The 21,645-nt window shown below is 56.3% G+C and carries 19 protein-coding genes and 1 riboswitch; of the genes, 7 read left to right on the top strand and 12 right to left on the bottom strand.

The window, feature by feature from the left end; all coding sequences use genetic code 11:
• Positions 1 to 7 precede the first annotated feature (7 nt).
• From VOI14_RS00915 to cbiB, 6 genes are all read right to left on the bottom strand, one after another.
• Positions 8 to 784: an ABC transporter ATP-binding protein gene (locus VOI14_RS00915; protein ID WP_323750135.1), complete on the bottom strand. Its 777-nt coding sequence runs from the start codon at positions 782 to 784 to the stop codon at positions 8 to 10.
• The gene (locus VOI14_RS00910) at positions 784 to 1,752 is read right to left on the bottom strand and encodes an iron ABC transporter permease (RefSeq protein WP_323750134.1); all 969 of its coding nucleotides are present in this window, start codon (positions 1,750 to 1,752) and stop codon (positions 784 to 786) included. The genes VOI14_RS00915 and VOI14_RS00910 overlap by 1 nt, the downstream gene beginning before the upstream one ends.
• Positions 1,753 to 1,767: 15 nt before the next feature.
• The gene (locus VOI14_RS00905; protein ID WP_323750133.1) at positions 1,768 to 2,658 is read right to left on the bottom strand and encodes a cobalamin-binding protein; all 891 of its coding nucleotides are present in this window, start codon (positions 2,656 to 2,658) and stop codon (positions 1,768 to 1,770) included.
• A 27-nt stretch (positions 2,659 to 2,685) separates the two neighbouring features.
• Positions 2,686 to 4,491 carry a TonB-dependent receptor domain-containing protein gene (locus VOI14_RS00900; protein WP_323750132.1) on the bottom strand — a complete coding sequence of 602 codons (1,806 nt, stop codon included), beginning with the start codon at positions 4,489 to 4,491 and terminating at the stop codon, positions 2,686 to 2,688.
• A gap of 142 nt (positions 4,492 to 4,633) precedes the next feature.
• Positions 4,634 to 4,826: riboswitch (cobalamin riboswitch) on the bottom strand.
• Between the two features lie 62 nt (positions 4,827 to 4,888).
• Positions 4,889 to 5,935, bottom strand: coding sequence for a threonine-phosphate decarboxylase CobD (gene cobD / locus VOI14_RS00895; protein ID WP_323750131.1), 1,047 nt, complete (start codon positions 5,933 to 5,935; stop codon positions 4,889 to 4,891).
• Entirely contained in the window at positions 5,932 to 6,876 is a 945-nt protein-coding gene (gene cbiB, locus VOI14_RS00890; RefSeq protein ID WP_323750361.1) for an adenosylcobinamide-phosphate synthase CbiB, read from the bottom strand. The genes cobD and cbiB overlap by 4 nt, the downstream gene beginning before the upstream one ends.
• Before the next feature lie 130 nt (positions 6,877 to 7,006).
• Here cbiB and cobT point away from each other — a divergent pair, with 130 nt between their 5' ends.
• Positions 7,007 to 8,059 (top strand): nicotinate-nucleotide--dimethylbenzimidazole phosphoribosyltransferase, encoded by a 1,053-nt coding sequence (cobT, locus tag VOI14_RS00885; RefSeq protein WP_416361375.1) that lies wholly within the window; start codon positions 7,007 to 7,009, stop codon positions 8,057 to 8,059.
• 6 nt (positions 8,060 to 8,065) lie between these two features.
• The gene (locus VOI14_RS00880; protein ID WP_323750129.1) at positions 8,066 to 8,662 is read left to right on the top strand and encodes an alpha-ribazole phosphatase family protein; all 597 of its coding nucleotides are present in this window, start codon (positions 8,066 to 8,068) and stop codon (positions 8,660 to 8,662) included.
• Here the strand turns inward: VOI14_RS00880 and cobU are convergent.
• Complete coding sequence (gene cobU, locus VOI14_RS00875; protein WP_323750128.1) at positions 8,659 to 9,186, bottom strand: bifunctional adenosylcobinamide kinase/adenosylcobinamide-phosphate guanylyltransferase; 528 nt, start codon at positions 9,184 to 9,186, stop codon at positions 8,659 to 8,661. The genes VOI14_RS00880 and cobU overlap by 4 nt on opposite strands.
• A gap of 100 nt (positions 9,187 to 9,286) precedes the next feature.
• On the opposite strand from cobU, the gene VOI14_RS00870 reads away from it, so the two are divergent.
• The 3 genes from VOI14_RS00870 to VOI14_RS00860 all read left to right on the top strand — a co-directional run bounded on the left by VOI14_RS00870 (position 9,287) and on the right by VOI14_RS00860 (position 12,518).
• On the top strand, positions 9,287 to 11,161 hold the full coding sequence (locus VOI14_RS00870) for a putative nucleotidyltransferase substrate binding domain-containing protein (RefSeq protein ID WP_323750127.1): 1,875 nt from the start codon (positions 9,287 to 9,289) through the stop codon (positions 11,159 to 11,161).
• The gene (locus VOI14_RS00865; protein ID WP_323750126.1) at positions 11,154 to 11,876 is read left to right on the top strand and encodes a 3'-5' exonuclease; all 723 of its coding nucleotides are present in this window, start codon (positions 11,154 to 11,156) and stop codon (positions 11,874 to 11,876) included. Before VOI14_RS00870 ends, VOI14_RS00865 begins: the two co-directional genes overlap by 8 nt.
• 63 nt (positions 11,877 to 11,939) lie before the next feature.
• Positions 11,940 to 12,518, top strand: a complete 579-nt coding sequence (locus VOI14_RS00860) for a QsdR family transcriptional regulator (protein ID WP_323750125.1) — start codon at positions 11,940 to 11,942, stop codon at positions 12,516 to 12,518.
• Positions 12,519 to 12,620: 102 nt separating this feature from the next.
• On the opposite strand, the gene VOI14_RS00855 is transcribed toward VOI14_RS00860, so the two are convergent.
• The 3 genes from VOI14_RS00855 to VOI14_RS00845 all read right to left on the bottom strand — a co-directional run bounded on the left by VOI14_RS00855 (position 12,621) and on the right by VOI14_RS00845 (position 16,738).
• Positions 12,621 to 14,003 (bottom strand): sodium-dependent transporter, encoded by a 1,383-nt coding sequence (locus tag VOI14_RS00855; protein WP_323750124.1) that lies wholly within the window; start codon positions 14,001 to 14,003, stop codon positions 12,621 to 12,623.
• 170 nt (positions 14,004 to 14,173) lie between these two features.
• Positions 14,174 to 15,748 (bottom strand): PAS domain-containing methyl-accepting chemotaxis protein, encoded by a 1,575-nt coding sequence (locus VOI14_RS00850; RefSeq protein WP_323750123.1) that lies wholly within the window; start codon positions 15,746 to 15,748, stop codon positions 14,174 to 14,176.
• A 117-nt stretch (positions 15,749 to 15,865) separates the two neighbouring features.
• Positions 15,866 to 16,738, bottom strand: a complete 873-nt coding sequence (locus VOI14_RS00845; protein WP_323750122.1) for a carboxylate/amino acid/amine transporter — start codon at positions 16,736 to 16,738, stop codon at positions 15,866 to 15,868.
• A gap of 157 nt (positions 16,739 to 16,895) precedes the next feature.
• Between VOI14_RS00845 and VOI14_RS00840 the strand changes: the two genes are divergently transcribed.
• Complete coding sequence (locus VOI14_RS00840) at positions 16,896 to 18,299, top strand: MATE family efflux transporter (RefSeq protein WP_323750360.1); 1,404 nt, start codon at positions 16,896 to 16,898, stop codon at positions 18,297 to 18,299.
• Positions 18,300 to 18,325: 26 nt separating this feature from the next.
• Here VOI14_RS00840 and VOI14_RS00835 read toward each other — a convergent pair whose 3' ends face one another.
• Entirely contained in the window at positions 18,326 to 19,306 is a 981-nt protein-coding gene (locus tag VOI14_RS00835; RefSeq protein ID WP_323750121.1) for a GGDEF domain-containing protein, read from the bottom strand.
• Between the two features lie 250 nt (positions 19,307 to 19,556).
• On the bottom strand, positions 19,557 to 19,988 hold the full coding sequence (locus VOI14_RS00830) for a CBS domain-containing protein (protein ID WP_323750120.1): 432 nt from the start codon (positions 19,986 to 19,988) through the stop codon (positions 19,557 to 19,559).
• A gap of 197 nt (positions 19,989 to 20,185) precedes the next feature.
• Between VOI14_RS00830 and VOI14_RS00825 the strand changes: the two genes are divergently transcribed.
• The gene (locus VOI14_RS00825; protein WP_323750119.1) at positions 20,186 to 21,547 is read left to right on the top strand and encodes a sodium:alanine symporter family protein; all 1,362 of its coding nucleotides are present in this window, start codon (positions 20,186 to 20,188) and stop codon (positions 21,545 to 21,547) included.
• Positions 21,548 to 21,645 lie beyond the last annotated feature (98 nt).

Genomic DNA, 21,645 nt, shown 5'->3' with positions numbered 1-21,645 from the left:
GTCATCGTTATACACCGGCGCTGACGGGGACAAACACCGGTGCGCCGTCGACCTGTACGGTCATCAGCTTTTGGTTATACAACTGCTCGAGCGCGGATGGTTTCAACATTGTGTCGGCGGAGCCCCAACAGGCATCGCCATTGGGGTACAGCAGTAACACATGGCTACACCAACGTGCGGCCAAGTTCAGATCGTGCAGGCACATGAACACGGCCTTGTTTTCAGCTGCCTGATTTCGCAGCAAATTCATCACCTTAACCTGATGGTGCAGGTCAAGATGGTTTGTCGGCTCATCAAGCAGCCATATATCCGGGTTCTGAGTCATCAGAGTTGCGATGGCCACCCGTTGACGCTCACCACCGGACAAGGTGCTCAGCAATCGATCGGACAAATGATCGACCTCCATCGCCTCCAGTGCCTGTTGCGCGCACTTCTGATCGTCGCCTTTTTCGCTCTCCCAAGGCGATAACCACGGGTGGCGACCAATCAACGCGGTTTCCATTACCGTTGCAGGGAAACTGTCTTGCCGCTCCTGAAACACCAGGCCCAAGTGCCGCGCAATATCCCGGCGTTTTAACTCTACCAGCGGTGCTTCGTTCAATATCACCTGGCCACTGCGCGTGGGTAACAATCCCGCGAGGGTATGCAGCAGGGTGGTTTTACCCGCCCCGTTCGGGCCCAGAACACCCCATATCTGGCCCGGTTCGATACTCATGTTCAGAGCAAAACCGTCGGGCCTGCCCGGCACGTTGATGATCAGATCACAGGTGCGCAGCGTGCTCATTAACGGCTCCGGTGCAGTAGATACAGGAAGGTGGGTACGCCGAGCAAAGCGGTAATGACGCCCACAGGAAGCTGCTCAGGCGCGATCACGGTGCGAGCCAGAGTATCGGCCAGCACAAGCAGAGTGCCGCCCGCCAACGCGCAGGCTGGCAGAATCAGGCGCTGATCATTGCCCAATACCAATCGCAGCATATGGGGAACGATCAGGCCTACAAAGCCAATGCTACCCGCCATGGTAACGGCCGTGGCCGTAAGCAAACTCGCTAAGACGTAGATCAGCCATTCCAGCGGTCGCACAGAGATACCCAACGCCGCCGCTTGCATTGGGCCGCGGGCCAATACGTTCAGGCTACGCCCCAGTGGTATTACGATCAGGCACACCAGAGCCAGCAATCCCAGCCCGGCCCAGGGCGCTCTGGCGTAGGACACATCGCCCATCAGCCAGTACAGCATACCCGGCAATTCTCTGGCGGGGCTGATCGCCAGCATCAAGGTAATCACCGCGCCCCAACCCGCCGCCACCACGACACCGGTGAGCAACAGACGGGATGGCGACCAACTGCCAGTGCCGTGAGCAAGGCCAAATACCATCACGGTAGCCAGCATCGCACCGGCAAAGGCAGAGCCCGATACGAGCGCACCACCCAGCCCGGCTAACATGGCAAACAACGCACCCACCGCGGCACCACCGGATAACCCCAGTACGTAAGGGTCGGCCAAGGGATTACGCAATAACACCTGCATCAATGCGCCAGCTACAGCCAGCAGACCTCCGGTCGCAAACGCAGATAGCGTTCGAGGTAACCGCAGTTCAAGCACTAACGTTCGTTGAAGGCCAGAACCATCGCCAATCAAAACCGACCAGACTTCTGCCGGTGAAATGGCAACACTCCCAACGCCCACAGAAATGATCATGGACAGGAGGCTGGCGATGGCCAGGACCGAAAGCGGTAGCGCAATAGGGCGCATCACTTAAGCATACCCTCAGGACCGCCGGTCACGGGCTACCTCCAGCTTTTCGCAGAACAAACGCGTTCCTTCCAGCATTCTTGGCGTGGGCCGCTGCACCAACGACGGAGGTATGAAGAACAGATTGTTTTGAGTCGTCGCCGCCAGCGTCGGGAACGCTGTCCAGCGCGTCAGCCAGTGCCGGTTCTCTTCGCCCATGCCACCCGCCAGAATAGCTTCGGGATTGGCCGCAACCACGGCTTCGGCACTGATTCTCGGGACCAATCGAGCCAAGCTCCCAAACACATTATCCCCGCCGCACAGTTCGATCATTTCTCCGATCAAATGCTCACCGTTAACCGTCATCAGGGGCTCATCCCAAACCTGATAGAACACGCGCACCGGGTCCGCACTGTCGTACTGCGCCTTCAACGTCGAAATGCCTTGGCGGAAACGCTCTGCTTCCGTATAACCGGCCGATTCAGTACCCGCCAGCACAGAAATGCGCTCAATGGTGTGGGAAACGGCTTCAAAGCTACGAGGCTCAATGGAAAAAACCGGCATCCCCATTTCTTTGAGGATCGCCATTTGCTCGGATGGGTTTCCAGTTACCCATCCGATCACCAAATCCGGCTGCAACTGCAGCAAACGTTCCATGTCCATTCGAGTGTGACTGCCAACTGACGTCACGTTCTTCGCTGCCGGCGGATAATCGCTGAAAGCCACCACAGCCACCACCTGATCGCCGGCACCGGCAGCCCAAACCAGCTCTGTAGCCCCGGGCGACAAGGCCGCAATCCGCTTCGCCGGGTGATCAAGGCACACTTCAACCTCAAGATCGTCGGTTGCACACACCGGGGCCGCCAGCCCCGGAGGTACCAGCAGCATCCAGCCCAACATCACGGCTAAAACCTTCAGCTTTATCACTGGCGCCTCCCGGCTTTATCAGAACAGTTATCGAATATCGTAACGGACGGTCAGCATGGCTGTGCGGCCTGCGGTTGTATAGAGATCCCCGGTCCACCTAATACCTGTTTGGTATGTTTTGTCGAACACATCTTTTACTGACAATTTCGTCACCCAACCCGGCGCAAACGACCAACTCGCTCTGAGATCAACAAGCCCATAGCCCGGTAGACGTCCTTCTTCACCAGCATCGTTGAACCTATGATTCTCTGCACGTGCGGTGCCGCCAACGCTCCACGGCCCCAGTACTCGATCTACATCCAAACGTACTGTTTGCTCTGCGCGACGCCGCAGCTGGTCTCCGGTCTCGCTATCTTCGTAATCCCCGACGGTTCCCGCCAGTTTCATCGCCCAATCACCCACTTCTAGTCCGGCAGCAGCTTCAATCCCTCGCAGACGGGCTTCTGGGACACTGCCGACACCATTCGAGCTAGGCAGTGAAAGATCGTCCACGTCACTTTGGAACAATGCCAGGTCCCAGAACCAAGAGGCGTAATGCCCACCAAATCCTAACTCATAGCTGATCGCTTCTTCCGGCTCTAGAGTTGGGTCTCCATAATTAGGCCAGTATAAGTCGTTAAAAGAAGGCGCTTTAAATGAGGTTCCGGCGCTTACCCGGACCCGGTGCTGACGATCAAACTGATATCCGGCCGAGGCGCCCCAAGTTGTGTGCTTGCCGTAGGCTTCATTGTCATCATTACGGACGCTCAAATGAAGATCAGCAGGCCCAAAACCGAACAAAGCCTGCGCAAAATAGGCATTATTCGCGCGGCTGTTTTCCTCGTAGATTGTCGTACTGTCCACTTGGTCCGTCATTCTTTCAGCGCCGACGACAAACTCATGTACGCCCCAGGTGAACCAATTCTCTAGCCTCGCGGTGCGGCTTTGGGTATCAAAAAAGCTAGGAGTACTGTCTGGCTCAAATGACTCCCCTTCATCTCGTGCATCGGAAACCTGCAGTTTTGCACGCCAATAGCGGGTAATCGGCGCATCAACACTCGCACCAGCTGTCTGGAGCATAAAATCCGTTTCTCCGCCTTCGTACTCCGTTGTTCCCTTCGCGTTGAGGAATAGACCCGACACTTTAACGCCGTTGGCAAAGGTATGACTGGCACTCGCTACAGATGAGTGGTTGTCGTATGACTTATCCTCGCCCCCAATCACAATTGGCGCACCGTCTGTACGGAAATAGTGAGTACCTACATTAACCTTGGTGTCACTTTCCACTAAAGAGAATCCGGCACTGTACTGCTGACTATCAAAGTTTCCAGCGCCAACTTCGACCCAACCGCCAGCCGATTGTTTAGTTTCTGGCAGGGTAAACGCCTGAATAACACCACCCGTCGCATCCGCTCCATACAGACTGCTTCGACTACCCCGAACAATCTCCACTCGTTTAATCATCTGGGGTGGCAGGTGCTGCCAGGCAGCGGCACCCGAAGTTGCAGAGCGCAGACGAATACCATCCACGAGCAACACCGCGCTTGATGAGTCATGCCCACGGATGAATACACTGGTTTGCTTACCAAATGATCCAGCATTCGTGACGCTTATGCCTGGTTGACTTTCCAACAGCTCCGAAAACTGAAGCGCTTGCAGCCTTTTAATATCTTCCTCTTCAACCACCGTCACGGACGATAAACTCTCGCCCTGAGTGCTCGGAGCCAAAGTAGCCGTCACCACGATCGGATTGAGCTTTTGAAGTTCTTGCTGGTTAGCAGTCGCCGTTGAAGCAAATACAGGTAAAAAAATTAAAGCAGGAAGGGCCTTCGAAGGGGTCATATCATCACTCACAGTTCACCGCACGCACCCGCGCGATCGGTCTTGGTTACTGCGAAGGACAATAAGGTGTTCGGACGGGGGTGGAGGGCGTATGGTGCTGATGAGCCGGATCACCCACCGCCGTCGCCCTCCGCAACGTCTGGTGCCCGGAGCTTGTAAGCTCCGTCTTTCAGGCCGGTCTCCGGACTTACAGGCAGAGCTTTCGCTCCGGAGCAATCACCTTCCCATGCCAAAGCACAGTGGCGTATCGGATTGCTGTTCACCTGATTACCGTTGCGGGGGCAGTGCTGGATTTCAACCAGCTTCCCGTTTCACTCTGACCATGCACCCATTCGACTATCGCCAGTCTGGAATGAACGTACAGAGCACCTGAAATCGCGCGCAAGACTACCAACCGGGGTGTGGGTGGTCAATGACATATATGTATTCCCGACAGAACTTCAGCCAGGCGTTGCCACCCAGCCTCATCCCCGGGCAAACCAAAACGCAAAGCCGGAGGCGTTTCAAAACGTCTCACCAGAATTCCGCATCGAGCGAGACTCGCTTCTATATCCTCTGCATGCGAATGACGCACCGTCCGAAACAACAGGGAGCCAGAAGGGGAGTGCAGCCCGCAGGCTTGAAGTAATGCGTCCATCCGCGACCGAGCTCCTTTCAGTGCCTCGACCGTGTTCGCTTGCCAAGCCTGATCCACTAAAGCCTGCTTCATCAGATAACGCGTGGGGCCACTTACCGGCCAGGGCCCAAGTTCACGGGTCAGCTCAGCCGCCATATCCGGTTCCGCCAACACCGCGCCTGCGCGGATGCCGGCCAATCCGAAGAACTTACCCAGCGACCGCAATATGACAAGGTTCGAAACGCCCGCACAGGCATCAAGAGCATGGTCCGAACACCCTTCAATGAACGCCTCATCCACAACCAGCCAACCACCATGCCGCTGCAGCCTTTCTCGCCAGGCCAATAATCGTTCAGGCAACAGCATTTGTCCGGTCGGGTTGTTGGGATTAATCCACACCACCACATCCACCGAATCCAGCCATTCCAGATCATCCGCCATCGCCAGCTCAGCTGAAATGCCCACCACGTCAAAGCCCGCCTGTTTCCAGGCATGACCGTGCTCCCGGTAACCGGGCATGGGTACGGCCACCCGGCCAAGGCCATGCCTGCGCATGCGCACAGCGGGCAACGCCATAATGGCTTGCTGGCTGCCGGCTACCGGTATGCAGGCCGCATCGGTCGGTGCACCCGCCCAGTGACGAATGATTTGTTCCAGCCCGTCATCCGGCTCGGGTAGGCGTTGCCACACCGCCATGGGAATCTCGGGAATCGGGTAGGGTACCGGGTTAATGCCGGTGGAAAGATCCAGCCACTGCTCGCGGGGTATCCCCCATTTTCGAACCGCAACTTCCAGCCGGCCACCGTGCTCTGGACACTCATTAGAGCGGAACGGAATCATCCGGCACCTCCCGGCCATAAACTGCTGAGACTCAGGACAAGCACCACTAACAATATCAACCACAGGCCGACACCTCGCTGTACCAAGGCAATGGCGCCCTCAACCGTCTGCGCAGTCGCTTCAGGGCCACAACCCAACCGAGGCCGCTGTTTGATTCCACTGGCATAGGGCGCAGGGCCACCCAGCGAAACAGCCAGCGCACCTGCCCCTGCTGCCATCACCGGCCCGGCATTGGGGCTGTCCCATGCTTTTGCCTGGCTAAACCAACATTTCATCGCCAGTCGGGTGTTACCCAGCAAAGCGTAGGTCAGCGCGGTTAGGCGAGCAGGCATCCAGTTCATCAGATCATCCAACCGAGCCGCAAAACGCCCGAAATAGAGATAGCGCTCGTTACGGTAGCCCCACATGGCATCCAGCGTGTTCACCATCCGATGCAGAACCACGCCCGGCAAGCCAGCCACCAGAAACCAAAACAGACTGGCAAAAACTGCATCTGCACCGTTCTCCAGCATGGACTCGGCAGCAGCGGCGGCCACACCGCTGTCTGAAAGCGCGCCAGCGTCCCGGCTGACAATGCGCCCAACCGCTTCACGAGCTTGCTCACCATTGCCCTGTAGCAAAGCGCCCGATACCGCCTTACCGTGCTCGGCCAAGCCGCGCAAGGCAATGGCTAACCACAGCACAACGACCTGCACCACCAGCGCCACCCAGCCGGTTAACAGCGCCTGTGCAGCCAGCGCCAGCGCAACCACCGGAACCATCAGCAATACGGCTGCAAGCCCGCCTGACACAATGCTAGGGCCAGACTTTTGCGGACAACGATTCAACGACCGTTCGATCAAAGCCACTGCATGCCCGAACCCTACCAACGGGTGCCAACGACGCGGCTCTCCAACCAAAGCGTCCAGCAAAACCGCCACACAACACACGGCCACCAACATCGAAAACGCATCCAAAACCAAACCCTCACAATGAATGCCGGCAAGTCTACCCGACCTGACGCTCACCTTGACACCATTCCGCCACAGATAGACCATCCCTCTTTCCGTATAGAAGGAATACTCCATGCCTCTGCCCCAAAGCTGGCTTCAGCAGCCCCCCAAACCTTCCCGCAAGCACTCAGAACTTGCCTTGGCTCGTCAGCAAGTACTCACCAAGCCGCCTGGCTCGCTGGGTAAACTGGAGCAGATCGCCATTACACTCGCGGGCCTTTCAGATTGTGAAGCACCGACCGTTGATCCGGTTCGCATGGTTATCTTCGCCGGTGATCACGGGGTCTGTGACGAAGGTGTATCCGCTTTCCCACAAGCCGTGACCGCGCAGATGATTGCCAACTTCGCCCACGGTGGCGCAGCCATCAGTGTCATGGCAAAGGAACTGAGCGCCAATCTGGAGGTGGTCAATCTTGGCACGGTTTCAGAGGTGCCGGAACTGCCCGGTGTGATGAACGAGGTCATCGCACCCTCGACGGCGAACATGGCAACAACCTGCGCGATGACCCGCGAACAGGTAGAAGCCGCGCTCACCAGCGGTGACAACGCCGCCGAGCGTGCTAAAGCCGAGGGGTGCCGGCTGTTTATCGGCGGTGACATGGGCATTGGTAACACCACCAGCGCCTCGGCCATCGCATGCGCTCTTTTAGGCCACAGCCCGCAACAGTTGGTGGGGCCGGGAACCGGTTTGAACGCAGCAGGCGTATCCCGCAAAACCGCGGTCGTTGAGCAAGCACTGGCGCGCCACGGTGACAGTAAAGATGCCCTGACGGTGCTGGCCTCATTAGGCGGATTCGAACTTGCCGGTCTGGTCGGTGCCATCATGGGCAGCGCTGCCCGGGGCATTCCGGTCTTGGTCGACGGCTTTATCGTCTCGGCCGCCGCGCTGATCGCCGTTCACCAGCAACCGGGCGTACGGGACTGGCTGCTGTTCGCCCACCGTTCCGCCGAACCCGGCCACAATGCTGTGCTCGAAGCCCTCGAAGCGTCACCCTTGCTCGATCTCGGTATGCGTTTAGGTGAGGGCAGCGGGGCGGCCGTGGCGGTGCCTCTGCTGCGTTCGGCCTGCGCTCTTCACAACCATATGGCAAGCTTTGCAGATGCCAACATCAGCGGAAAACCGGAAGCGTAAAACACCATGACCACCATTCTAGACCTGATCCGCCACGGCGAACCTAAAGGCGGCCCCATGTTCCGGGGCAGCAAGGATGACCCATTAAGTGAGCAGGGATGGCAACAAATGCGCGCCGCCATCGCCAGCACCGACCACTGGGACACCATTGTCAGCTCCCCCATGGCACGCTGCCAACGGTTTGCCGAAAAGCTGGCCGGACAACTGAACCTTCCGCTACATGTCGAGAATGACCTGCGCGAAATCGGTTTTGGCGAATGGGAAGGACTGACTGCCGAACAGGTTGAGCACAGCTACGGTGATCGCCTCAATCGCTTCTGGCAAGACCCGATCCGTTTCATCCCACCCGGCGGTGAACCGGTCAACGACTTTTATGACCGAGTTATCCACAGTTTCAATCACTGGCAGGAAAAGCTGGCCGGGCAAAAGGTGTTAGTGGTCTGCCACGGCGGCGTTATCCGCATGGTACTAGCGGATGTGCTGGGGATACCGCTGGAAAAATCGTTCACCGGTTTTGCCGTGCCCTACGCCTGCCGCAGCCGCATTCAGGTCGACCAATCCGAATTCGGCCTGTTTCGCAGCGTGATCAGCCACCAGCCTTAAGCTCCCTTAAGCACTAGCGGTAGGCCAGCGACCGACATAACCACCTCGTCACAGCGCTGGGCAAGCGCCTGATTCAGCCAACCCAGCTCGTCCGCAAAGCGCCGGGTGAGCGGGTCCATGCCAATGGTGCCCAGCCCGACCTCATTGGTGACCACGACAACAGAGCCCGAATACTGCTCGACTGCCGTCAGAAAGGCCTCCCGCTCTCGATCAAACGCCTCGTCTCCGGCAAACAACAAATTGCTCAGCCACAGACTCATACAATCAATGAGCAACAAAGGCGGGTTGGCCGTCTGCGCCTGAAAGTGGTTGAGTACTTTGGCCAGCCTCAGCGGCTCTTCCTCCAGCCCCCAATCCGCTGGGCGCTGGCTTTGGTGTCGGCTAATACGCCGTGCCATTTCATCATCACCTGCCGTGGCGGTCGCGACATAAACCACCGGCTCACCCGCCGCTTGCGCCCGCTGTTCTGCCATCGCGGTTTTACCGGAACGAATGCCACCGATTACCAGCAACTTGTTCGCCATACCAAGCCTCCTGAAGGCCCTAAAGAAAGGGCGCAAAGGTACACCAAAAAAATACACAACTGCTATAGTTTGGCCAGAACTCGCACTCGCTGGAGAGAACATGCAGGCCGAACTGCTGGACATTCAAAATCACATTACCCAACACGCACCTTTTGATGAAATGTCCGACGACTTGCTGGACAAGATCGTCACCAACATCGAGGTCGTCTACGTTCGGGCCGGCACTCAGATTGTCGAGCTTGGCCAACAAGCTGATAGCCTGCATTACCTTCGCAGCGGTGCTGTCGAGGTGTATCGCCGCTCAGGCGAGCTGTACAGTCGAGTCGGTGAGGGCGAGATTTTCGGCCAGTTCGGCCTGATGATGAATAAAAAAGTGCGCTTCCCGGTCAAAGCCATTGAAGACAGCCTGATCTACAAAATCCCCGATCATGTTTTTCACTATCTCTGGGAGCATGATGACAACTTTGCCGACTTTGTCGAAATCGAAGACCGCAGCCGTCTTCGCTCTGCCGTCTCGCGCCGGGAAAAGTCGAACCAGTTGATGACCGCCAGAGTCACTCGCCTGATTTCCCGAACGCTGGTTTGCGCCCCGACCACCGTCCGGTTGCAGGAAGCCGCACGAATCATGACCGACAACGGCGTCTCGTCGTTACCGCTGATGGATGAAAGCGGCGACACCCCTAAACTGGTGGGCATTATTACCGACCGCGATCTGCGCACTCGTGCGGTCAACCATGCATTAGCCTCCGAGACCCCGGTCAGTGACATCATGACCGAAGAGCTGATTACCATCAGCAGCCGTGCGTTCATTTTCGAAGCCATGCTGAAGATGCTGCACAATAACGTACACCACCTTCCGGTGATGGACGATGACGAAGTGCGTGGCATCATCGCACTGGCTGACATCGTCAAATACGAAAGCCAAAGCAGCCTGTATCTGGTCAGCAACATCTTCCACAAGCATGCCGTAAAAGGCCTGAAAAAGATCAGTCTGGACGTGCGGGACAGCTTCGTTCGCATGGTGAACGAAGACGCTAATTCCCACATGGTCGGGAGCGCCATGGCGGGTATCGGCCGAAGTTTCAGCCAGCGTTTATTGGAGCTGGCCGAAGAAAAGCTTGGCCCGCCTCCGGTTCCCTACTGTTTTATGGCCCTCGGGTCTATGGCACGGGATGAGCAGCTGGTGGTGACCGATCAGGACAACGCCCTGATCCTGGACGACAGTTTCATTCCGGAAGAACACGACGCGTATTTTCTGGCGATGGCCAAGTTCGTTTCAGACGGGTTGGCCGAGTGTGGCTACAGCTACTGCACCGGCGACATCATGGCTACCAACGCGAAATGGCGTCAGCCTCTGCAGGTGTGGAAAAAGTATTTCACCGACTGGATCGAAAACCCCAACGGCCAGACCCTGCTCAACAGCAACATATTCTTCGATTTGGACGGCATTCACGGCGAAACCGACTTTGCGGAACAGCTGAAAACTCTGGTCGCCGACAAAGCGTCCAACAGCCAACGGTTCCTGACTCTGATGGCCCGTAACGCGCTAAACCGCACGCCGCCGCTGGGTTTCTTCCGAACCTTCGTGCTCGAAGAAGACGGCAAACATCAGAAAACCTTCAATCTGAAGCGCCGGGGCACCGCTCCTCTGTCCGATCTGATCCGGGTGCACGCGCTGGCCTGCGGCTCCCGCTCCCAGAACTCGTTTGAGCGATTGAAAGACATTGCCAACACCAAACTGCTGGTCGATGACGATGCGGGCAACTTACGGGATGCGTTGGAATTCATCTCCATTGTCCGGGTGCGTCATCAGGCTCTTGCCATCGAAGAAGGCCGTGAGCCGGACAACAACGTGCGACCCGAAGACCTGTCGCCGTTTGAACGTAGCCACCTGAAAGACGCCTTCCAGATCGTCAGCAACGCTCAGAAATTCCTCAGATTCCGTTACAACGCGGGGACGGTCAGGAATGCCTAACAACATTAAAAGCCGGAACAACAAGCAAAACTGGCCGGACAACTACCGCACAGGAGCAACCACGGCCGTTGACCCCAGAATCCGCGGGTTTTACGAAGTCGGTTGTCCAAAACCGGAAACCCCGATCAGGGACGTTCCGCTGCTAGCGCTGGATTTCGAGACCACCGGGCTGGACGCATCCCAACACTCGATCGTCAGTATCGGCCTGGTCCCGTTCACCTTGTCCGGTGTTCAGCTTGGCAAGGCCTGGCATCAGATCGTGCGCCCCAAACTGCCACTGCACCAGGAATCGGTCACCATTCACGGTATCACCCACGCTGAAATCCACAATGCTCCTGATCTGGAAGAGGTGCTCGACCCGCTGTTCGAGTACCTGACGGGCCGTATTCCTGTCGTTCACTACCGCAACATCGAACGGCCGTTCCTTAACACGGCTCTGCAGTGGCGTTTAAACGAACAGCTTCGTTTTCCTGTCATCGACACCATGGCTATCGAAGCCTATCTGCACCCCAGGCGAAGGCCGTCTCGCTGGCAACAGCTCTTGGGCAAACAACCAACCTCTATCCGCCTGCCTGATAGTCGTGCGCGCTATGGTTTACCCCACTACGCTGGCCACAATGCGTTAATTGATGCTATTGCAACGGCTGAATTGTTGCAGGCGCAAGTTGCCCATCATTTCAGTCCAGACACCCCTATCGGCGACCTGTGGGTCTAGGCTACCGTAGCCCAAGCCCTTCGCAACGGATAGAATGAGGACAAACCGACCAAAGAGCCAAAAGTGACCGAACCAATCATCAAAACAACCCCTATCGACGCCTTCAAACGGGCTCGAAGAATGTGGTTAAAAGGGGAGAAAATCAGCCTGGCTGCTCTTGCTGACGACTTAGGCATCGGCCGTGCCACCCTGTTCCGCTGGGTGGGTAACCGTGACCTGCTGATTGGTGAAATATTATGGTCGCTCTACGAGCCACTGTACAAAGAAGCTCGCGAGATCACCCCCGGCTCCGGCGTTGATTACGTTGTCGGCGTGTTCCGGCACATCAACATCACCATCCTGCACTTCTCGCCATTGCGAAAGTTTCTGCATCAGGATCCGGAATATGCACTGAAGATGCTCACCTCTTCACATTCCACGCTGCACGCCCGCACTGTGGAAGTGAATACCCGCTTACTGAAAGACGAAATCCGCGCGGGGCATTTGAGCCCCCCGATGAACATTCAGAGCCTGTCTTACTTCATGGTCCGCATCGCTGAATCATGCCTGTACAGCGATATCATCGGCGGCCGAGAACCCAGGGAAGACGAACTTGAAGACGCCTGCACGGCGGTACGGATTCTGCTGGGCGGCAAAGTCTAGCGCCAGAACGCTCCAACAGCCGAATGCGCCTGCGCAAAACACAAAAAAACCCGACGCTGCTGCCAGCGCCGGGTTTTTTCTAATCGATTGCCTGCCTTCGGATCAACCAATCAGGTTGTAGACAAACACAATCAAAACGGCCACTGGAGTGACGTAGCGGATCAGGGTGTGCCAAAGCGTAAAGCCAGCACCGTCCATCACCAGATCAGATTTGAGCGTTTCTTTCGCTACAAACCAGCCCACAAACAGCGCCGTCAGCAGACCTGACAATGGCAGCATGATATTGGCCGTGAAGTAGTCCAGCAGGTCAAACATGGTCTTGCCTTCAAACGCCGCAAACATGCCGAGTGGTGCAATGTCTGACCAGACGTTCAAGGACAGGATGGACACGATACCCAATGCCCAACAGGCACCACCCGCCAGAATGGCACTGCCAGTGCGGCCCATGTCGGTTTTCTCTTCAACCCACTCAACCACAGGTTCCAGTAGCGAAATGCCGGACGTCCAGGCCGCAAACAGCAAGAGCACGAAGAACAGCGTGCCAAACAGATCTCCCATGGGCATATTGCCAAAAGCCAATGGCAAAGTGACAAAGATCAAGCCCGGACCTTCGCTGGCCTCCAGTCCGTTCGCGAATACTATCGGGAAAATCGCGAGGCCGGCCATCAATGCAACCACGGTATCCATCAGGGCAACGCTGACGGCGGTGCGGCCAATGGGGACATCCCGGCTTAGATACGAGCCGTAAGCCATCATGATGGCCATACCCAAACTCAGGGTGAAGAACGCATGTCCAAGGGCCACCAGCACCCCTTTCACGGTCAACGCCTCAAAGTTCGGAGTAAACAGGAAGCTGACTGCCTCACCAAAATGCCCAGTCGTTGTCGCATAACCCACCACCATCAACAGCAGCACAAACAGAGCCGGCATAAGAATGGTCACTGCACGCTCCAGGCCGCCTTTCAGGCCGCGCGAAACCACCAGTACCACCAGTGCCATAAACACGGTATGCCAGGCTAGCAACTGCACCGGGCTGGCCAGCAGGTCGCCAAACAACTTACCCACGCTCTCGGCCGTGCCTGCCGTGAAATCGCCCATAGCAGAATGACCGATGTAGGAAGCGGCCCAGCCACCGATCACCGAATAGAATGACAGAATAATAAACGCAGCGAACATGCCGACAATCGCAGATATGCGCCAGGCTGGAGACGCAAGGTTGCGCTCTGCCACCAGACGGAAACTGGCGATCGGGTTATGACGACCGTTTCGACCAATAAACACTTCCGCCATCATGATGGGGATACCAATAATGAAAATACAAAGCAGGTATACCAGTACAAAGGCACCGCCCCCATTTTCACCGGTTACATATGGGAACTTCCAGACGTTACCCAGGCCGACTGCTGACCCGGTAGCCGCCAGAATAAACGCAAGCCTGGACGACCAAAGCCCGCGTGAACCCGCTGCGGAGTTAGACTGTGTCATTTGTTTTTCTTCCTGTGCTTTTGGCTGAGGAAATTACGATTTGTGCGCGCCGGCGTTTTGCTCAGACGCAATTGGAGCAGGATTCTGCCAGCACTGACGGCATGATGCCAGTGCCGGCCTTTATACGGCTACCCGGAGATGCGGGGATATCCCACCCAACTTCTCGTTGTTTAACGGTTTTTATCGATAAATCGAGCAACCAGGTCTTTCAGACCATGAGCCATGGTACTGAGTTTGTCACTACTGCTTCGAGCGGCTTCGGCCTGCTCATCACTCTGATCCGCCAGACCGGCAATGTTCACAATCTGTTGATTGATTTCATCCGAAACCTGACTCTGCTCCTCAAAGGCTGCCGACATGGTAATAAAGCTGCCGGAAATCGCATCAACCGAACTCGCAATCGCGTTCAGAGACCCAACAGCTCCTTGCACCTTGCCCAGCCCATCACCCGCGATAGCTTCGCCGGCCCGAACCGCTTCGTTGGTTTCTTCGACCTGCGCCCGGAAGCTTTCGATCACCTCTTGAATCTTCACAGTAGACTCTCGGGTGCGCTGTGCCAACGAACGTACTTCATCGGCAACAACAGCAAATCCCCGCCCCTGTTCACCAGCCCGGGCGGCTTCAATCGCTGCATTCAGCGCCAACAGGTTGGTCTGGTCCGCGATATCGGAAATCAGATTCGCCGCTTCGCCAATGGTTTGAGTGGATTCGCCCAGACGACTGACGGATGCACCAATACTGCTGACCCGATCCACCAATTGTTCAATTGCAGCCAGAGCCTCGGTGCTGCGCGCACTGCCATCGTGTGCCAAACGATTGGCTTGCTCTGCTTCCCGAGCATTCTCTGTGACCGCCGAGGCCACCTCTTGAATGGATGCGGTCATTTCATTAATGGCTGATGCGGTCTGATCCGTTTCGGCGCGTTGACGGGCAATAGCTTCCGCGCCCTCAGTAATGAAAGTGTGTGAGGCCTGAGCTTGATCACTCAAATACTCAGCCTGATCATCAATTCTCGCCAATGCCGTTCGAAGCCGTGCTTCCTCACTGACTAGAACCAACGCCAGCTTCGAGAAGAGGCCCTGCTCATCGCTATAAGTGCGGGCGATCAAGGGGTCTTGAAAAGCGTCCAGACGAAGCTCCAGTATACTTCCCAAGCGTTTGGTCAACGACCCATACATCCACCAGGCAGCCAGCCCATGCCCCAGGGTGGCAACGACGACAGCCCATGCCGGTGAGGCCATCTGCAAGGCCACCAAGGTGAGTAACAGCGACACAATGAATGGGCTGCCGGAGCGCATGACCGAAATCACACGACTGACACGAGCCGATGGCATCTGGCCAGCCGAAAGCCGTGCATACAGTTTTTTTGTCCGTTCGACCTGATCACGGCTGGTGGCAACGCGCACCGACTCATAGCCGACCTTTTCGCCCGCCTCCCAGATCGGCGTGACGTATGCGTTTACCCAGTAGTAACCACCGCATTTGGTGCGGTTCTTCACGATGCCCATCCAGGCTTTACCTGCTTTCAGGTAACTCCACATGTTGGCAAACGTCGCTTCCGGCATGTCGGGGTGACGAATCAGATTGTGCGGTTGGCCAATCAACTCATCTCGCGCATACCCGCTGACGGTTTCAAAATCATCATTGCAGTATGTGATCACCCCCTTGAGATTGGTGGTACTGATCAGCCGCATGCCAGCGGCCACCTCAACTTCTTTATCGGTGACCGGGAGATTTTTACGCATAATACGGGGCACCCTGAGATTTTTTGAATAGTTCCAGTACTGGATGACTCACACAGACACCCGAAAAGCATAGCATGCGATCAATCGCGACACGGGCAAACGGCCGGTCTCCAGGCTTTAGCTCGCCACTTGCATCCGTGCGCGAGGGTGAAACCGTGCGTTTACCCAAAGTGAAAACGCGATCACCGCGCCCCCAACCGCTAACCGGGCCAGATCCGCATCCCGATTCCAGATCAACAAATTAACCATCAATCCGGCTGGCACCAACATGTTATTCATCACGGCCAGCGTGCCTGCATCGACCTCACAGGCTCCACGATTCCAGAGGTAAAGGCCAAGGCCGGATGCGGCCAGCCCTAACCAGCCAAGGACGCTCCATTGCAATGTGGTGGCTGGCAATTTGTCCGGATTGCCAAAGATCAGGAACGACGGCAACGCAATCACCAAGGCCCCGAAGAAGAAGTAACCAAAGGTCCGATAACCGGGAATTTCCAACGGATATCTCCGCATAACATGCTTGTAGCCAACCTGACCCGCCGCAAACGCCATGTTGGCGACCTGCAACAACAAGAAGCCGGTCAGGAAGTCCTCACTCAATCCATCGTAACGAATGATTCCGGCCCCCAACGTTGCAACAACCGCAGCAAGAAGAGCCACCGGAGAAAAACGGCGGAACAGCGCATCGTCAATTAACGTGACATACAACGGCGTGAAGATGGTAAACAGCAGAACCTCAGGCACCGACAAGTAGGCAAAGGAACGGTATAAACAGACATAGGTAATGCCGAACTGCAACATACCGGTGGCCATGATGCTCAGCTTCATCCCGTTCGGCACGCCACGCCAGCGGGTCAACGGCAGAAACACCAGTGACGCGAGTAGTACCCGGCTCAAAACAGCAAAATCACTATCCACTTGCCCGGCAAGAAACTCGCCAATCAAGCTGAACGAGAAGGCCCAAAGGACAGTCACCAGAATCAAAAACACCATATCGCAATACCTAAGAAAATCCGGGCCAGTACTTTACTCGTTTTAGACGCCCTGTGCAGCGCCTCATGCGGTGCAACCCCCTATAAGCGCTATCCGCATGAATGAAGTAAGATTGGCGGTTCTATTTAAGCCACACACAGCCAAAGCCCCGAGCATCATGGACGAGACACACCAGCCGTTACCCGAAATCCGACAGCCTTTAGTGAGCCGCACGCTCACCGAATGGAAAACCTTAGCACTGCTCGGCGGGCCGATTCTGATTGCGCAAGTAGCGCAAATGGCCAACGGGGTTATCGACACCGTCATGGCAGGCCATGCCAGCGCCGAAGATCTCGCGGCCGTTGGCATCGGGAGCAGTCTGTGGATGCCGCTGTTCCTGTTTTTCATGGGCCTGCTTGGGGCTCTTCAACCGATTATTTCCGGCTACAACGGCGCTCGCACCACCAGCAAAATCATGCCAGCGACCTGGCAGGGCATCTATATTGCGCTGGGCGGCACCGTCATCATGGCGTTGCTGTTGACCAACGTACACCCCGTGCTGGCGCTATTGAAGATGGATGTGAACACCGCACTCATCACCCAAGGCTACCTGAACGCCTTTGCCTGGGGCATTCCCGCCATGCTGCTGATGAACGCTCTACGAGGGCTCACCGATGGCCTGGGACATACCCGGGTAATCATGATGTTCTCGGTACTCAGCACGCTGATTAACCTGCCACTGAACTATATTTTCATCTACGGCAAATTCGGGCTGCCCGCCATGGGCGGGGTTGGCTGTGGCTGGGCCACCTCATTATCAAACGGCATCGCTGCCATCGCACTACTGATCTACCTTAACCGCAGCCGAACCTTCAAGCAGTTTCATCTGATCGCGGAGCGGGTTAAGCCCAACCTTTCGGGCATCCATTACATTCTAAAACTTGGCGTGCCCATCGGCTTTACCATCTTCGTCGAAGCCAGCATGTTTTCCGTGATCGCGCTGTTTTTGGCACCGCTGGGGCCCGTGATCGTCGCCGGTCATCAGATCGCATTGAACGTTGTGTCTTTGCTGTTCATGCTGCCCCTGAGCATCGGTATGGCGCTCACCTTGCGGGTGAGTTTCTTGATGGGAGCCAGAGCACCCGATAGCGCCAGGCTGATTTCTCGCAGCTCACTGCTGCTGGCCTCAGCGGTCGCCTTGGTCTTCGCGACCTTGCTGTTCGTCTTTGCCGACGCCATCGCGGCGCTTTACACCAACGATGCAGAGGTGCAAACGGTCACCATCCGACTGCTTTCGTTTGCCGCCATGTTCCAGATTGCCGATGTCCTTCAGGTAACCTGCATCAGCGCTCTGCGCGGTTATAAAGACACCCGCGTGCCCATGTTGATCATGCTGTTCTCATTCTGGGTGGTCGGGCTGCCACTGGGGTACGTGTTGACGTTTACTGACTGGCTCACACCCGCGCTCGGCGCAGCCGGATTCTGGGTCGGGCTTACAGCTGGGCTAACATCCGCCAGTCTGTTTTTAGGGTGGCGATTGTTCCGCTACCAGCCAGCGGCAGAGGCAAGTGAGCACGCTTAACTCAAGCGGCTTACCCAGTTAGCAAGTCAAACCTCGTCGCCATAGACGACTCGGTCACGGCCCGACTCCTTGGCCTGATAGAGAGCGTGGTCGGCTCGGGATAACCAGCTTGTCACGCTTTCACCGTGTCGCAACATGGCGACACCAAAAGACGAGGTAACCGGGCCTCCCGGCCCTCTGAGCGACTTTCGCAACTCGTGCTGCAGGTTGGCGACCACGGTTTTCAGGTTTACACCATCCACTCCGGGAAACAGCACCACAAACTCTTCCCCGCCAAACCGGAACAACAAATCCGTCCGGCGGGTATTTTCTTCAATCAGTCCGACCAAATCACGCAAAACGTTATCGCCTACGCCGTGACCGTATTCATCGTTAATTTTTTTAAAGTGGTCAATATCCAGTATCACCAGTGCATAAGACAGCCCGGTTCGTTCTGCATTCGCAGCCGCCAAATCCAGCTCCTCGTCCATGGAACGGCGATTTTTAACGCCGGTCAGTGGATCAATCGTCGCCAACTGTTCAAGGCGCTCCCGTTGTTCCTTATTTCGCATGGCAAACACATAGGAGCACGCACTCACGATTGTCGTGCTGGCGACGAAAGTCCACATTTGCACCGATGAGTTGAACGCATTCTCTACCGTCATCATGGCCAGAACCGACAAAAAATTGAGTGCAGCCGCAACCCGGCTTGGTGCCAGAAAAAACGTGGTGACCAAACAGGGGTAGAGCCAAAACAAACCGACCTCACCCACCATCGTGGCCACGACCACCGCCCCGACACAGCAGGCTATGGCCAGGAATATGCCAGACCGGTAGGTGTCCTGGGTTACCCAGGCATAAACCAGACTTCCGGAAAGGGCGGCCAGAATGCCAAGATCAATGAAGCCCGCAAGCAGGTGGCCATCGACAAACCGCATAATCGCAAACGGCGTGATGCCAAGAATGGCACTGCCCGACAACAGGGTAACGATGGATAACCGAAAATCATTTTTCAGGCGGTAGAGCATGCAGCACAGAGCCCAGCAGAAGTTTCGAAGAATCCTGAGCCTAGCGCACGCCCGAGCCATCGTCGCCAAGTCACTACGATTCTTAACAAATATGCATTGAAAGACACAGGCGTGTGAGGAGAGCCTCATCACATCGGTCTAGATCGTATTTGCCTCGATTATACGATAGAAAACCGACATGTAGAGTTAAATGGCATATTAATCTAGATGTATTTTGGCCGCTTTGCCAGGCATTGCGGCCAGCAGCACGCTAGTCTTCGGCGTTCGCAAAACGTGACCGCTCCATGGTTTGGCCGGCCTTGGCCAGCTGAGACAATATGGCTGAGCGAGTCACCACCCCCACCAATTTCCCGTCTTCGACCACCGGATACACTTTCGGCTTACCGGCACCCAGGTTTTGTGCCAAATCAACCACCGACGTATCCGGCGTTACTGTCACCGGATTACGAAACATCACGTCATCCACATTGGGCTCGCCTTCGCTGTGATAGTTACTGACCAACAATGCATGGATGCAATCCTGCTCAGATACGAACCCTAGCACCCTGCGCTGAGCATCCACCACTGGCAAGCCAGTGACATGATTGCTCAGTAGAGCTTTGACCACGCTGGTCAGCGGTTCCCCGCATCGAATAGGCTCTATGTGGTTCCACATAACCTCCGAAACCTTCAGTGAATGCATCGGCAACCCCCTTGTCTGTGTTTAATGATCTCTTGTCGGGCGGACAGACCTACCTTTAAACATAGGCAATCCTTGCCGAAATAGGAAACCGCCACAAGCAAGCATTTCATAGGCAGAAATTATCGACTAAACTCAAACAGTTATGCCTTCACGCACCGAAACCGACGCACAATTCATTACAAACATCGGGAGTCCTCATGGAAGCAATTTCAAACTTTGTAAGTGAAATCAACGGGTTGGTTTGGGGGCCGCCCATGTTGGTTATGATTTTGGGTGTCGGCCTGTTCTTGAGCCTCGGCCTCAAACTGATGCCTATCCTCAAACTCGGCTCTGGCTTCCGCCTGATGTGGAACGGCCGGGCCCGCGGCGGTGACGACGAAGGTGATATTCCGCCGTTTCAGGCGCTTATGACAGCACTGTCCGCAACCGTAGGCACCGGCAATATCGCCGGCGTGGCCACGGCCGTATTTTTAGGTGGCCCCGGTGCGCTGTTCTGGATGTGGCTGACGGCACTGGTTGGCATGGCGACGAAATATTCCGAAGCGGTGCTTGCGGTTCGGTTTCGCGAAGTGGATGAACGCGGCGCCCACGTTGGTGGCCCGATGTACTACATCCGCAACGGCTTGGGAAAGAAATGGGCCTGGCTGGGCGTGCTGTTTGCGATTTTTGCGTCAGTCGCGGCTTTCGGTATCGGCAACACCGTGCAAGCCAACTCGGTCGCGGATGTTCTCGAAGCCAACTTCAGCATTCCGCACTGGGCCACCGGCCTGGTTCTGATGGTGCTGGTGGGAATGGTTCTGATTGGTGGTATCAAGCGTATCGGCCAGGTCGCCAGTGCGTTGGTGCCGTTCATGGCGGTTTCTTATGTCCTGATCGGCCTGGTGGTTCTGGCGATTAACGCCCATGAAATCCCCGCGGCTTTCAGCCTGATCTTTAGCTATGCCTTCAGCCCAGCAGCAGCCGAAGGCGGCTTCGCCGGCGCGGCGGTATGGGCGGCGATTCGCTTTGGTGTCGCGCGTGGTATTTTCTCCAACGAAGCAGGTCTGGGTTCCGCCCCGATTGCCCACGCGGCAGCACAAACCAAAGACCCGGTCAGGCAAGGCATGGTTGCGATGCTCGGTACCTTTATCGATACCATCATTGTGTGCAGCATTACCGGTTTGGTCATTATCACCTCCGGGGTTTGGACGTCCGGCGAAACCGGCGCCGCCTTGACCTCTCTGGCCTTCGAAACCGGCCTGCCTGGACTCGGCAATTATCTGGTCGCTATTGCACTGGCGATCTTTGCCTTCACCACCATTCTGGGCTGGTCGTTCTATGGTGAGCGCAGCATCGAGTTCCTGTTTGGCGTGAAAGCCATCGTGCCTTACCGGATCGTCTGGATCATTGCGATTCCTGTCGGCGCTACCGTTAATCTGGGCTTCATCTGGCTGCTGGCGGACACCTTGAACGCCATGATGGCCTTACCCAACCTGATCGCTTTGCTGCTACTGAGTCCGGTGGTCTTCCGCCTGACCAAAGACTACTTTGCTAAACAAATGAGTCCGGGCGTTAACTGATTCAAAGCCCTGATTCGCCCACAAGGAAGTGGGCGCTGCAGATGCGGTAGATCAAGCCCCCTTGTATTTACTCTCTGCGGCTCCATGTTTACTTGTAT

It is taken from the genome of Marinobacter sp., assembly GCF_034669625.1.
In the GTDB taxonomy this organism is placed as follows: domain Bacteria; phylum Pseudomonadota; class Gammaproteobacteria; order Pseudomonadales; family Oleiphilaceae; genus Marinobacter.
This window is presented reverse-complemented; position numbering and strand designations above follow the sequence as displayed.